The following is a 14652-nucleotide window of genomic DNA, read 5'->3' as shown; positions in this document are numbered from 1 at the left end:
TGCGTTTAATTTTTGTTCTAATACGTGTAAAAATAATGAATTTTACTAAGATTGTTTGTCTTTTTCTTTTCTTTTTTGGAGTCTTTGTTTTCGGACAAAGGGATTCCGTGACTGTGAAGCCTTTGAGCCAGTATCCACAAGAGTTGTTAAAAGTGGATGAATTTGGCAATAAATATTACTACGATGAAAGCCAAAAAGCCAGAATCTACGAGATCAACGGAGAAACTGTGGTGGCAATGGATGAATTGGTTTTAGTGAATAAACCGAAATTTAACAATCAGCTAGATAAAAATTATTATTATTTCCTTAATAAAAAATTATACAGAGTTTATCCTTTATTTGTGACTGCTCTTCAGCAATACCGAGATATTCAGAAGGAAATGACAGATCTGGATAGTAAAGCAAAAAGAAAATATGTAAAAGACAGGCAAAATATGCTGGCTGATCAATATGAAAAGCAATTGAGAGATTTGACGACAACAGAAGGTCAGGTTTTTGCAAAGTTGATGAACAGAGCTACCGGCAAAAATGTATTTGAAATTATTAAAGAATTAAGAGGCGGATGGAGCGCATTCTGGTGGAATGTAAAAGGTAAAATGGCAGATATCGATCTTAAAGACCAATACAACCCGCGTAAAAACAGAACTGACGAATTTTTAGAGTCTCTCCTGCAATCCAACTGGAATTCTGGTTACCTTGAGCCTTATCCTGGTGCAAGTACTTTTAAATCCCCAAAATAACAAACCCATATAATAAAAATACCTGTAAATTTTACAGGTATTTTTCTTTTAATTTATCGAATACAACTTTATCTACAGGTAAAGAAAACGGATTGTCCGGTCTGTCGATAGAAATCCATTCTGTTTTCTCAATACAAGGATCAAGGATGATGAAATCCTCTTCGTTGATAATATTTACTATATAATATATGGTAAGAAGTTGTTCGTTCTCTCTGAAACGCGAAACCAGAAAGTTTTCCTGTGTGTAGAAATGCTCTGCAATCTCTATTTTCACATTAAGCTCTTCATCAAATTCGCGGTGTAAACATTCAATAAGTCCTTCTCCATATTCTAATCCGCCTCCCGGAAATTTCATTAAAGGCTCTCCTGCATATTCTTCAAATAGTGTCAGAACTTTTTTGTCTTTTACAGCACAGGCATAGACTCTCACGTTGATCTTATCTATCATATATAATAATTTGTATAGCTAATTTAGGAATTTTTATAGAGATGTTAGAGATTGGAAACTAGAAATTAGTATTAATAAACAAAACAAGTTTTTCTTATTCGTATTTATACTAACCTCTAACTTCTAATATCTAATATCTACAATTTAACTGCATTAATCATCTCCCTTTTCCCCGGAGGGCCTTGTTTCTTCTCTACTTTAAAATTAAGTTCCTGAAGAATTCTTCTTACGCTTCCTTTAGAAGAGTAGGTCGTTAATAGGCCGTTAACACTCATTTTATCGGAAACCAGTTCAAATAATGGCTTTTCCCAAAGATCTGGCTGAACTCTCGCGCCGAAACAGTCAAAATAAACAAGGTTGATTTTAGGTAACTCAATGTCTTTCAGGTCAAAGAAGTCACATTGTATCTTTTTTAAATTAAAACCATTAATAATTTCAACCGATTTCCCCCATTCAGCTTGATGAATTTTTTGATAAATTTCTTTGAATTCTGGGTTATCAAAATGCTCAAAGTAGGCTAAATCTTCAATTTCTGATTCATTTATGGGATACTTTTCAAGGGTAAAATAGTTGATGATATGATTTTTGTCAGTTTTTAAATATTCATTAATTGTAACCAAAACATTCAAACCTGTTCCAAAACCGAGTTCTAAAATATTAATTTCGTAATCATTTACCAAATTTAATCCATTTTTAATAAACACGTGTTCTGCTTCCTGTAGGGCTCCGTGGTGTGAGTGGTAGTTTTCGTTTAAATCATTGATAAACAAAGTTTTACTACCGTCATTTGTGGTCTTAATTTCTCGTTTCAAGCTTTTTTTTGTCAAATTTAATGTAAAATTTTTATATTTAGAAAATTATGTTAAATTTGTAGAACATCATAAAAAATTTTAGAAATGATAATTCAAAAAACTGAAAACTCCAGAATTTCTACATTCGACCCAAACAATTTTTCTTTCGGAAATACTTTTATAGATCATATGATAATATGTGAGTATGAAGACGGAAAATGGGGGGATGTAAAATTAGTTCCTTATGGTCCTTTAATGTTTACACCAGCGATGATGGGGGTAAATTACGGGCAGGCTTGTTTTGAGGGTATGAAAGCCTATAAAGACAAAGACGGGCAGGTTTTCCTTTTCAGGCCTGAAAAGAATTTTGAGCGTATCAACAAGTCGGCTGCGCGTCTTGCCATGCCGGAAGTTACGGAAGAAATGTTTTTAGATGGTTTAAAAGCATTGGTAGACCTTGATAGAGGCTGGATTCCTTCTGGAGAGGGAATGTCATTGTATATCAGACCATTGATCTTCGCTACGGAAGAAGCATTGAAAGCTAGAGTTTCTAATAAATATATGTTCGCTATCGTTGCAACACCTGCAAAGAGCTATTATACAGATCCGGTTTCTGTTAAAATTTCAGACCATTATTCAAGAGCGGCAAGCGGTGGTGTAGGTTCTGCTAAAGCAGCAGGTAACTATGCAGCATCTTTTTACCCGACTCAGTTGGCAATGGAAGAAGGATATGAGCAGATTATCTGGACTGATGATGCTACACACGAATATTTCGAAGAAAGTGGAACAATGAATGTTTTCGTTAGAATTAATGATACAATTTATACGCCTCCAACTTCTGAGAAGATTTTAGATGGCGTTACAAGAGACAGTTTTATTCAGTTAGCTAAGAGAAGAGGTATTGAAGTAAAGGTTGAGCCAATCTCTGTAAAAGCTGTTGTAGAAGCTCAGAAGAACGGAACACTGAAAGAAGTTTGGGGAGTTGGAACTGCAGTTGTAACTACGGTTTTCCAGGCTTTAGGATATAATGGTGATAAATTACAGTTACCTGTACTTTCTGATGATGAGAGCTTTGCTGCTACACTTAAAAATGATTTAGTTAATATTCAGACTAACGTTGCAGAAGATACTTTCGGATGGAGAGTGATGGTTGAGAAAAACGTTCTTGAAACAGTTTAATTCAACACAGAAAAATTATATGAAAGCCAAGAGATTCTTGGCTTTTTTTGTTTTTTATATCCTGTGAAATGCGTATTTTCGCAAAAGTTTATGAAAAAAATACTCTTCATATCGGTATTAGGCTTGCTGAGCTGTAACAGAAATGCACAGGTTCATCCTCCCGTGGGCGGGGTCTTGAGTAAAAAAGATCTTGATGTCTCTAAAGACAGAATGAAAAATCTTAATTCAATAGAAAGAAACCAGATCCAGCAGTGGATCGGGATGCAATCTGTAAAATTTTATCCCACACAGCTTAATTACTGGGTAACTGCCGAAGGTTTTGATCAGAGAGAAAGAAGACAGGATAATTCCCTTATTTCTTATTCTTATGATCTGTATGATTTTGATGATACAAAGATCTATGACGAACCAGTTGCGAGAAGAGATGCCAAATTCGGACACTTTGATGAGTTAAAAGCCGTAGAAAATGCACTGCGTTTTATACATGATGGGGAAGAAGTTACGCTTTTGGTGCCGTCTGCACTGGCCTATGGAACCTATGGAGACGAGAAAAAAATAGATAATGATATCCCATTAATCATAAAATTAAAAGCATTATAATGAAATTGTTTAACAAGAATATAATTCTGGCAGCGGCTAGTGTTTCGCTGATGAGTTGTACACCAATTTATAAAAAAATGAACGTAGACAAAGAAACTTACGAAGGGCTTAAAGACGGACTTTATGCTAATCTTCAAACAACTAAAGGAAATCTTATTGTAAAGTTTGAAGACAAAAAATCGCCTGTAACTGTGGCTAACTTTGTTGGTCTTGCAGAAGGTAAAATTGATAACAAAGCTAAGGCTAAAGGAGTTCCTTTCTATGACGGAACTATTTTCCACAGAGTAATCAAAGATTTTATGATCCAGGGGGGAGATCCTAAAGGAACAGGAATGGGAGATCCTGGATATAAATTCGAAGACGAAAAAAATGATCTTCACCATACAGGAAAAGGTATTTTATCAATGGCGAACTCCGGACCAAACACCAACGGTTCTCAGTTTTTCATCACTGAAGTAGCGACACCTTGGTTAGACGGAAAACACACAATCTTCGGATCAGTGGTAAAAGGTAACGATGTGATCGATGCTATTGCTAACGTAGAAAAAGGAGCTCAGGATAAGCCTAAAACTGATATTGTACTTGAAAAAGTATCTATTTTCAGCAAAGGAGATGAGTACAAAAACTACGATGCAGCAAAAACTTTCACAGAAGGAAAAGCTAAGATCGCTGAAAATAACAAAGCTTATATCGCAAAAGAAGAAGCTGACAGAAAGAAAAAAGAGGAAGAATTCAAAGCGAATCAGTTGAAAATGGTTGAGGATTTACAGGCAGGAATGCAAAAAACTGAATCTGGATTATACTACAAGATCACAAAAACAACTACCGGAAAAGCTCCAAAAGCAGGTGATAACATTTCTGTACACTATGCAGGAAAATTGGTAGACGGATCTGAGTTCGATTCTTCATTCAAAAGAAACGAGCCTATCGAAATTCCTATCGGAATGGGTAGAGTGATCAAAGGATGGGACGAAGGTATCCTATTATTAAAAGAAGGTGAAACTGCTACTTTATTGATCCCACCAGCATTAGGTTACGGAGAAAGAGGTGCAGGAGGAGTGATCCCGCCAAACGCATGGTTAGTTTTCGATGTTGAGCTTGTGAAAGTTCAGTAATTGAAGCTTTATGATATTGAAAGCCGTCCGAAAGGGCGGCTTTTTTTTAATTTGATAATTATTATGGTTTAATTATGGTTTTCCGTGACTTCTAAATAGAAATGTGTGTTAAATTTGTAATGTTTAAAGCTTTTTATTATAATTGTAAAATTAAATTACAAAACATGAATGAATTTGGAGGAAATTGGACTGAAAATAAAATTGAAATCCTAATTGAGTATGCTCGAGCATATTTAAAAATTATGAATGGTTTTGCTCGAAAATATGATTGGGATCTATTGTATTTTGACGGTTTTGCTGGATCTGGGCAAATCCAAGGAGATAATAAGGTAAATGCAATAATTGGTGCAGCTAGGAGAATGTTAGAAGTTGAAGAGCCTAGAGGTTTTGATCTATATTATTTTGTGGAAAAAGAAAAGGAATATGCTGATATTTTAAATAGTCAAACAGTTCCTAATTATCCAAACAAAAAGATCTTTGTTGTAAATGAAGATTGCAATGTGAAAATTGAATCACTCAGTAATTTTTTGTCATCAAAAAAAGGTAAAAAATTTAAATCTTTGGCTTACATTGATCCTTGTGGAATGCAATTAAATTGGAAATCTCTCCAAACTCTCGAAAAACATTCAGTGGATGTATGGATTTTAGTTCCAACAGGAATGGGAGTAAATAGATTACTTAAAAATAATGGACAAATTTCTGACGCTTATTCTGCAAAATTAGAACAATTTTTAGGGATGAATAAAGAAGAAATTCTCTCATATTTTTATCAAGAATCGAAAGTTTTGACATTATTTGGAGAAGAAACGGTAATGACTAAAGAAAATGCAATTAATAAGTCTGCCGAATTATACAAAGATAAATTGAAAAGTTTATTTAAATTTGTTTCTGAGCCTTATGTGTTAAAGAATAAAATGAATTCCGTAATGTTTCATTTTTATATGGCTTCAAATAATCAGACTGCAGTAAGAATAGCAAATCAAATAATTAAAAAGTATAATAATTGATGGCACAATCTAGTATTGAATGGACGGAAATGACTTGGAATCCTACTACAGGATGTGATAAAATTTCAGCTGGATGTAAATTTTGTTATGCTGAAGTAATGTCCAAAAGGTTGCAGGCTATGGGTCTGGAAAAATATAAAGATAATTTTGAAGTAAGGACTCATGAAGAAGCTTTAGACACACCTTACACTTGGAAAAACTCTAAAGTTGTTTTTGTTAATTCAATGAGTGATTTATTTCATCAAGATATTCCTTTGGATTTTATTAAAAAAGTTTTTAAGGTTATGAATAATAATCCTCAACATGTTTTTCAGGTTTTAACTAAAAGAGCAGAAAGACTTCTAGAATTACATACTGAACTTAAATGGACTCATAATATTTGGATGGGAGTTTCTGTTGAAAATGAAAAAGTAAAAAATAGAATTGATTTTCTTAGAAATACTAATGCTAGAGTAAAGTTTTTATCTCTTGAGCCTTTGATTGGACCTCTACCTAATTTAAATCTTGAAAACATAGATTGGGTTATTGTTGGAGGTGAAAGTGGTCATAGACCACGACCTATGGATGCAGATTGGGTGATTGATATTCAAGAGCAATGTAAAAAAAATGATGTAGCATTTTTCTTTAAACAATGGGGTGGAAAAAATAAAAAAGCCGCAGGACGTTTACTAAATGGTAGAACTTATGATGAAATGCCTGAAATTGAATTACAAAGAAGTGTTTAGAGTAATTTATAGGCTAACTTATTTATAATATTTTTCCCTACTTTAGCCCAAAATAACCCAATGCAAAAGATCTCCCAACTATTTTTAATACTCTTCACAATCCTCATTTCCGCGCAAGGCAAAAGATTCTTCGAAGAAGGAGAGGTGCAATTAAAAAATCCAGTTGAGAAGATCAATCTAACGTATGCAAGCGATTTACCGTTTGTAAAAGTTAATATCAATGGGAAAACATATAATTTTCTGTTTGATTCCGGGGCGCCGACTGTGATTTCCAATGCCATCTACAGCGAACTGAATCTTGAGAAAAAGCACAAAAGCAAAGTAAAAGATTCACAGAAAAATAAGCAGGAACAGATCTTCACGCAGTTACCGGAAATGTTGGTTGACAATGTTATGTTCAAAAATATCGGAGTTGTCGTAATGGATTTTAATAGTTCTGAGTTGGGTTGTTTCAAAATTGATGGTATTTTGGGAGCTAACCAGATGGCCAAACTGTTCTGGAGAATTAATTACTCGGAAAATTCGATTGAAACGACAAAAGACTTAGCGAATTTTGATTTGAAAGACTATGAAACAGTAATTCCATTTGATACAAAGACGTAGAAAACACCAATGGTTCTGGCAAAAATTTTAGATAAAAAAATTGAATTGACTTTCGATACAGGATTTACCGGAAGATTGAAGATCTCGGACAGCAATTATAATTCAAAAAAAGTAAAGCAAGCGGTTGAAACCTACGGAACAAATTCTGTCGGAGCCTTTGGAGCCGGAAAACCGCTTCCGGGATATATTTTCAGAACGGATGAACTGGCACTAGGAAACCAAACCTTCCAAAATGAATTGGTGATGACCGGAAGTACAAGCCTGATCGGAAATGAATTCTTCAAAGATTTTATTTTCATCATGGACTGGAAAAACAGCAAGATCTACATGAAACGCATCAAAAACAATCCTCCCAAACTGGAATCTTTTGGTTTCGGATATCGTTTTATAGATGCAAAACCTGTTGTTGCATTTGTGTTTAAAGATAATGGTTCGCCTGTTCAGATTGGCGATTCTATTTTAAGTATCAATACCATTGATCTCGATCATTTAGATAAAGAGTCTGCCTGTAACTATATGATCAATAGAGTAGAAAAGGATTATAAAACCATTGAAATTAAGGTGAAAAGAGACGGGAAAATCCTTGATTTTAAACTTGATAAAAATGAGTATTTGAAATAATATTTTAGAGATCCTTCGACTTCGCTCAGGATAACACTTCTGTATAATTAAACAGATAGTATTAGAGATGTCATCCTGAGCGAAGTCGAAGGATTTTTATAATACTTCATTTCGATTTTCTAACAAAAGATATTTTCCGTTGTTCAACTTTTAGCTTTAAAATATCCAATCATTTAATATAAAGTAATTTAAAATATTCTTAATTTCATTGTGCATTAATCACAAAACTATTACACAATGAAAACTAAATTTAAAACCTTGTTTTTACTGCTGTTTCTTGCAGTTTTTTCACAGACATTCAATGCTCAAACCGCGACTTGTCCGAGTTGGGGGCCGTATCTTGAGGGATTTGATATGGCAAATTCCGGAGAACTTTGGTATTCGGAAGCAATGGCAGATAATACCTGTAAAAAAGTGAATACCTATTATTCCACTCTTAATTTTTCTTTAGGTCCGAGGGGCGGATATGCAGGAATTCAGTACAAACCCAACGAGATTTATAATAATATTTTCTCGATGTGGGATCTTCAGGATTCTAATGTTCCGCAATGTACAACAGAATATGTTGCTCCGAATACCTATGTCGATGGTTTTGGAGGTGAGGGGACTGGTCTTCACACCGATAATCCCATGCCCTGGACTCCGGGAACCTGGTATGCAACAGTTGTCAGAAGATGGTCGATTGGTGACGGAAAAACCAGAATCGGATTCTTTATGTACAACTACGGAACGCAAAAATGGAAACATTATGTAACGATCGTTACTCCCGAAAATGATGCCAAATTTACAGGAACAAAGCTTGGTGGTTTTGTCGAAAATTGGAATGTGGCGGCAAGTAAAGCTACCCGTTGCGGATATTTCAGAAACTTCTGGAGTATGAATGCACAGGGAAACTGGTCGAAACCTGCAAGATATACTGCAGCGGCAGGAACAGGTTCTTGGGGTGCGGAAACAGCATTTAATAACACAGCCATCAAAGTAACGTCTTGCGGTACGACTCCGGCTCCGGCTGGAAGCTCTGTTACTTTTAATTCGATCACTCAGAATGGTGCAAAGCCAAGTACTGCTTTGCCAATTACCGTGGCAACCGTTACACCCTCTTACAATACGGGAAGCAATTCTATGAATGTAGCTTGGACAAGTTCGGAAACGACAAGCCCACAACTTTCTTACAAAGTATCTTTGTACACAGAAGCAAGTTGGGGAAATGGATATACTCCGGTTGCTGTTGTTACAGGAATTCGTCCGGATCAGAGAAGCGTTTCGGTACCGCTTCCTGCTAATTCTCAGCCCGGAAAATATTATGTAAGTGTGGTGTTGGAAGATATTTTTAAGCAAACTTCTAATTTTGGATATAATTCTTTAACAGTCAGTAGTATTGTACAGCCTGTAACGGTTGATCCTAATGCTTTTTATAGAATTAAATGTGTAGGAAGCGGACAATACATTACTCCAGCCAATTACAGCACAACAGCTAATGCAAAAATGGTTCAACAACCTTTGAACAGTAACCTTGCTCAGCAATGGAAATTAGAAAAAGCAGGAAATAATTATATCATTCTGAACCGTACATCGGGACTGGCGATTGATGTTCCGGCTTCTAATATTACAAATGGAACAAATTTGGTTCAATATCCCAAACATGGCGGGAACAACCAACAATGGGTGTTAAAAGCATACACATCAAATACAATTGTTATTGGAACGGCATTATCAAATATGAAGGCAATGGATAATCCAGCCAATTCACAAACTGCCGGTACGAATATCAATATATGGGATCAGGATATCAACGGAACGGCAGGAGTGAACCATCAGTGGATTCTTGAAATGGTTTCAGCCAATGCAATGAAATCAGCGAACACTATTTTATCTGAAAATGATCAATTATCAACAGTATATCCAAATCCTGTAAAACAGGGAGAAACACTTTACATCAATCTTCCTGAAGATAATTTTGAATTGAAAGTGGTAAACGTAGAAGGATTAACCGTAAGATCTCAACATGTAAGAGGTGGCAAAATTTCAGTTTCTACTTCAGGTTTAAGAAGCGGAATTTACTTTTATAATGCTAAAAGTGCTACTCAAACCATTTCAGGAAAATTTACAGTACAATAACGAAAAATCATAATAAAATGAAAACCGTCCTTTTTTAAGAGGACGGTTTTTTTATGTGTGGCAGAAATTATTGTTTATTTCTGTCTATTTTCTTTTCATATTTCTTAGCAGAGAGCTTATGAATAGCAGGCAAAAACCTACGTAAGCAAGAAAAGCGGTCGCATATACCAGTAAGCTGTTTAAATGGATTTTTGCCGTGAAAATAAACAGGCAGAAAAGGCCGAAGCCCACCAATAAAAAAATGCTTAAAACCTGTACTTTTGTGGAATCTTCCCGTGTTCTGAATATCATTTCAAATAATTCTTTCATCATTAATAAATTTTTAAGGTTGTGTTTCTGTTTTGTTGCAATCTCTTTCGGGGAGAACTGTTTTTGATAATTCACTTCTTCCTTGGCTGAGGATTGTAAACCGCCTGAATTTGGCAAAACGGAATCGTTGAAGATCCATTTGGGATAATGTTTTCATCATGTGTAAAATTGTGTCTTAATACTTTTAAATAGCGATTTTTATGCCAAACTGCTTTGTTTATAACCTTTTAGAAACAAAAATTAAAAATTTAATATTAAGAATAGAAAATTCATTGCTTCTTCAAAAAAACAAAAACCGCTGACCCAATCAGCGGTTTTCTTATATTTTACCAGTTCTTATCGATCATATAAATAATCTGCGTCATGGCGACAGCTCCCAAAAGCAACTCTCTGCGGTTAACCTTTTCAAAAGTGTCTTCTTCGGTGTGATGAATATCAAAATACCTTTGAGAATCGGGAACCAACTCAGCCGTCGGAACTCCCATATCATGAAGCGGATAGATATCTGTTCCTGAATATTTACCTTCAAAATTATACACTCCGTAAGGGAAAAATAAAGCCGACCAGCCTTTGATTTGATTTCTTTTGGCATCATCCATTTCCAGAGAAATTCCTCTTGGAGTAAAACCTCCTGCATCAGATTCTAATGCAAAAAGGTGCTTTTCATTATTTTCTTTTGCTGTTTTACCGTACTGAATTCCGCCTTTTACGCCGTTTTCCTCGTTGGCAAAACAGACAACTCGTATCGTATGATTATTTTGAATCCCTAATTTCTTGAATGTTCTTAAAACCTCAATACTTTGTACAATTCCGGTTCCGTCATCATGTGCGCCCTCTCCAACGTCCCAGGAATCAAGATGTCCGCCTACAACAATCACACTCTTGTCTTTTTTTCCTGTAATCTCACCGATAACAGAGTGGGAGAGTTTCTCGCCTTTCATTTCGCAATTAGAATTGAGTTTTGCGGTGATTTTTTGAGATTTTAATAACTTTTCCAGCTCGTCTGCGGTTGTGTTTCCAATAGCAACTGCGGGAATCTTATTGACTTTATCTTCGTAACGCATTGCTCCCGTGTGCGGAACATCATCAAAAGCAGACGAAAGAGAACGGATAATTGCGAATTTACCGCCTTTTTTGGCCGTTAATGAAGCTGCTGTTGTTCTATATTTTGCCGCATCACCATATCCTCTGAAAGTCTCAACAAAAGACTGACTGAAAGGGTAGTTGAAGAAAATTATTTTGTCTTTTACCTTTTCGGCCGGAAGTTTTTCGTATTCTTCCATAGATTTTACCATGATAATTTCTCCCGAAATATCTTTTCCGCCTGTACCTTCAGAATTTCCTAAAGAAAGCATTTTTAAGCCTTTCCACGTTCCGTTCGAGGTTTTGATCTGTAAAGACTCTTTTCCTCTTTCCCAAACCGGAATCATCACTTCCTGAAGCCAGACTTTGTCAGCTCCGGCATCTTTCAATTTTTGTTCAGCCCATTTTACGGACTTTTCATAGGCTTCGGAACCGCTTAAACGGTGGCCAATATTTTTAGTTAAATCTTTTAATTCTGTGTAACTTTTTCCGTTATTTAAAATCTCTATGGAAATTTTACTGAATTGTATTGAATCTTCTTGAACCTGACCAAAAACTGTCAAGCTTAGAAGTAATAATGATGTTCCTAATAGTTTTTTCATTTTACCAGTTTTTATCGATCATAAAAATCATTTGCGTCATAGCCACGGCACCTAAAAGCAGCTCTCTTTTACTGACTTTATCATAAGTATCTTCAACCGAATGATGATAATCGAAATATCTTTGAGTGTCCACAACCATCTCTGCCAAAGGAATATCCAGTTTTTTCAAAGGAGAAATATCCTGAATGGCATCAGTCTGATCAAAATCGTAGATACCGTAAGGAAGGAAATAGCTTTTCCAGTCAAATATCAATCTTCTTCTCTGGGGAGACATATCTAATGAAAAACCTCTCGGAGAATAGCCTCCTGCATCGGTTCCTAAAGCAAAAATATGCTTCTCGTCTCTTTTTTTAACGTAAGCTGCATACATGTCGCGACCCTGTCCGCCATTTTCACTATTCGCGTATAAAACAACTCTTATGGTATGATTATTTTCGATGCCAAGCGCCTTCAGTGTTCGTAAAACTTCAATGCACTGAACAACTCCTGTGCCATCATCATGGGCGCCTTCCGCGAAATCCCAAGAGTCTAGCTGAGCTCCCAAAACAATCACTTTAGAATCTTTTTTACCCTGAATCTCAGCAATGATATTAGGATTGGTCGTGTCGCCTTTTGATTCGGCAGACATGTTTAATTTGGCGGTTACTTTCTGTTTTTTTAATAATTTTTCCAGTTCATCTGCAGATCTTACTCCGATTGATAGAGCAGGAATTTTAACTTTGTCCTCAGGTTCATAATACACCATTTTTGCATGAGGCGTATCGTCTATTGCTGTTGTTAAGGATCTTATAATTAAAGCTTTCGCTCCTGTTTTTGCAATGACGGAAGCAGATATTAATTTAGATTTTGCTGTAATTAAATAAGAATCACTTGTATTAATGATTTTCGGATCCATCGGAAGATTAACGAAAACTATTTTGTCTTTTAACTGTCCTACAGATAGGGCATTAAGCTCAGAAGTAGTATTAATTAAAACGATTTCACCAACAAGGTCTTTTCCGCCTGTACCTTCGGAATTCCCAAAGGATAACATTTTTATGTTTTTCCAATCTCCATTGCCGGCTTTTATCTGCAGAGATTCTTTTCCGCGTATCCAAACAGGAACTCTCACTTCCTGTCTCCAGATCATTTCGATGCCTGCGTCTTTAAACTTCTTTTCCGCCCATTCTACAGCTTTCATATAGCCTGGGGTTGCACTGAAACGTGCTCCGATACCTTTGGTTAATTCTCCAAGGTTTTCGTAAGCAGTACCGTTGGTCATAATTTCGTCTGAGATCTTTTTAAACTCATCATGATAGTTCATCTTGGTGACGATCCCTTTTTTTACCGGCTTTTTTTGAGGTTTTTTCTGAGAAAATAAAAATCCACTCAAAAAGAGTGGAAGTATGATAATGAATATTTTTTTCATTTTTTTATTTACCTTTTCTTTTCCGTGCATAAAAGTAGGAAAAAAATAAGAATATTTTATTGTTTCATGTCGTACATTAACAGGGCTGTAACCAATTTAGGCTCAATAAATGTGCATTTTGGAGGCATGCTTAATTTCAGATCAGAAATTTTGATCATATCATTAAAGCTTACCGGAAAAATCCCGAATCCGACTCTTCCTTCTCCGCTGTCTATTTTTTCTTTTAAAAGATTGATTCCCTCAAGATTGGAGGTTCCTTTTACATAAGAAATTTTATCTGAACTGTCGGGATCGTCAATTTTTAAAATGTCTTTAAAGATGTATTTATCAATAAGATGGTGATCCAGATTGTCCAGAGACATCTCTTGAGAACGAAGTTCGTGCTTTACGTGAAGAGAATAAAATTTACCATCCAAATACATAGAAATATGGAATTTTTGAGAAGGATAATATGCCGTACCTTCTTTCTCATGAATCAGAAAATATTTTTCTAATTGCTTTAAAAAATCCGCAGTTTCTAAATTATTAAGATCAGTTACAATTCTATTGTAATCATGAATTTTAATAGACTGGTTGGAAACTATAAAACTATACACAAAGTTATAAGCCTCAGTACCATTATGCCTTTTGTTTTTGTCTTTATGATACTTTGCATTCAATGCTGTAGAACCTATTCTATGGTGCCCGTCTGCAATATAAAATGCATCGATCTGATCAATAACTTCCTTGAACTGCTGTAATTTTAAACGGTTATCAATTCTCCAGATTTTATGTCTAATCCCTTTTGTATCAACATGATTGAAGATCGGAACATTCTTTTCCTCATGATTCATCAATAATTCAATCTTTGAATTGGAAGGGTAGGTCAACAGTACAGGTTCTGCCTGCAAATTTACTTTCTCAAGATAATGCGCCAGTTTTTCTTTTTTCTGAGGAATGGTACTTTCGTGCCTTTTGATCTTTCCGCTCCAGAAATCTTCGATACTTGCTAAACCTAGCAAACCTCTGAAAATCTGCTTGCTCGGGTAGATCTGCTCATAAAGATAATAGGCCGAACTGTCCTGAACGAGTTTTTTCTCTTCCAATAATTCTTCAAAAGTAGAACGGATTTTCCTTAGATTTCGGTCGATATCTTTAGATTTACTTACAACATAAGGTTTGATCATATTGATGTAAGTATTTTCAACTTGAGCTTTCTCGGCGATCTCTTCCTGAGTAAAATTATCAAGAGGATGCGTAGGGAAAGTACTCTCAAAGTCTTTGTGAGGTCTTATTCCGCGAAAAGGTTTAAAAATAGGCATAT

At 35.4% G+C, this 14652-nt stretch carries 15 protein-coding genes; 9 read left to right on the top strand and 6 right to left on the bottom strand.

The window, feature by feature from the left end:
- The first annotated feature begins 35 nt into the window (after positions 1-35).
- Complete coding sequence (locus BT156_RS02240; protein ID WP_072406765.1) at positions 36-740, top strand: DUF4294 domain-containing protein; 705 nt, start codon at positions 36-38, stop codon at positions 738-740.
- Between the two features lie 31 nt (positions 741-771).
- On the opposite strand, the gene BT156_RS02235 is transcribed toward BT156_RS02240, so the two are convergent.
- Positions 772-1188, bottom strand: coding sequence for an NUDIX domain-containing protein (locus tag BT156_RS02235; RefSeq protein WP_072406763.1), 417 nt, complete (start codon positions 1186-1188; stop codon positions 772-774).
- 137 nt (positions 1189-1325) lie between these two features.
- Entirely contained in the window at positions 1326-2000 is a 675-nt protein-coding gene (gene mnmD / locus BT156_RS02230; protein WP_072406985.1) for a tRNA (5-methylaminomethyl-2-thiouridine)(34)-methyltransferase MnmC2, read from the bottom strand.
- A gap of 84 nt (positions 2001-2084) precedes the next feature.
- Between mnmD and BT156_RS02225 the strand changes: the two genes are divergently transcribed.
- From BT156_RS02225 to BT156_RS02190, 8 genes are all read left to right on the top strand, one after another.
- The gene (locus tag BT156_RS02225) at positions 2085-3158 is read left to right on the top strand and encodes a branched-chain amino acid aminotransferase (RefSeq protein WP_072406761.1); all 1074 of its coding nucleotides are present in this window, start codon (positions 2085-2087) and stop codon (positions 3156-3158) included.
- Positions 3159-3248: 90 nt separating this feature from the next.
- Positions 3249-3758, top strand: coding sequence for an FKBP-type peptidyl-prolyl cis-trans isomerase (locus BT156_RS02220; RefSeq protein WP_072406759.1), 510 nt, complete (start codon positions 3249-3251; stop codon positions 3756-3758).
- A gap of 77 nt (positions 3759-3835) precedes the next feature.
- Positions 3836-4873, top strand: a complete 1038-nt coding sequence (locus tag BT156_RS02215; RefSeq protein ID WP_228429947.1) for a peptidylprolyl isomerase — start codon at positions 3836-3838, stop codon at positions 4871-4873.
- 164 nt (positions 4874-5037) lie between these two features.
- Positions 5038-5880, top strand: coding sequence for a three-Cys-motif partner protein TcmP (gene tcmP / locus BT156_RS02210; RefSeq protein WP_170857260.1), 843 nt, complete (start codon positions 5038-5040; stop codon positions 5878-5880).
- Positions 5880-6605 carry a DUF5131 family protein gene (locus BT156_RS02205; protein WP_072406753.1) on the top strand — a complete coding sequence of 242 codons (726 nt, stop codon included), beginning with the start codon at positions 5880-5882 and terminating at the stop codon, positions 6603-6605. The genes tcmP and BT156_RS02205 overlap by 1 nt, the downstream gene beginning before the upstream one ends.
- Positions 6606-6665: 60 nt before the next feature.
- Positions 6666-7208, top strand: coding sequence for a retropepsin-like aspartic protease (locus BT156_RS02200; protein WP_072406751.1), 543 nt, complete (start codon positions 6666-6668; stop codon positions 7206-7208).
- A 9-nt stretch (positions 7209-7217) separates the two neighbouring features.
- Entirely contained in the window at positions 7218-7829 is a 612-nt protein-coding gene (locus BT156_RS02195; protein ID WP_072406749.1) for a PDZ domain-containing protein, read from the top strand.
- A gap of 237 nt (positions 7830-8066) precedes the next feature.
- On the top strand, positions 8067-9947 hold the full coding sequence (locus BT156_RS02190; protein WP_072406747.1) for a DUF3472 domain-containing protein: 1881 nt from the start codon (positions 8067-8069) through the stop codon (positions 9945-9947).
- A gap of 84 nt (positions 9948-10031) precedes the next feature.
- Here the strand turns inward: BT156_RS02190 and BT156_RS02185 are convergent, their stop codons facing one another.
- The 4 genes from BT156_RS02185 to BT156_RS02170 form a co-directional block, all read right to left on the bottom strand.
- Positions 10032-10373, bottom strand: coding sequence for a hypothetical protein (locus BT156_RS02185; RefSeq protein ID WP_072406745.1), 342 nt, complete (start codon positions 10371-10373; stop codon positions 10032-10034).
- 209 nt (positions 10374-10582) lie between these two features.
- Entirely contained in the window at positions 10583-11941 is a 1359-nt protein-coding gene (locus tag BT156_RS02180; protein ID WP_072406743.1) for a M20/M25/M40 family metallo-hydrolase, read from the bottom strand.
- A 1-nt stretch (position 11942) separates the two neighbouring features.
- Positions 11943-13349: a M28 family peptidase gene (locus tag BT156_RS02175; RefSeq protein ID WP_083582272.1), complete on the bottom strand. Its 1407-nt coding sequence runs from the start codon at positions 13347-13349 to the stop codon at positions 11943-11945.
- Between the two features lie 56 nt (positions 13350-13405).
- Positions 13406-14650 (bottom strand): DUF1015 domain-containing protein, encoded by a 1245-nt coding sequence (locus BT156_RS02170; protein ID WP_072406741.1) that lies wholly within the window; start codon positions 14648-14650, stop codon positions 13406-13408.
- Positions 14651-14652: the final 2 nt, after the last annotated feature.

It is taken from the genome of Chryseobacterium limigenitum (genome assembly GCF_900114875.1).
GTDB lineage: Bacteria > Bacteroidota > Bacteroidia > Flavobacteriales > Weeksellaceae > Chryseobacterium > Chryseobacterium limigenitum.
This window is presented reverse-complemented; position numbering and strand designations above follow the sequence as displayed.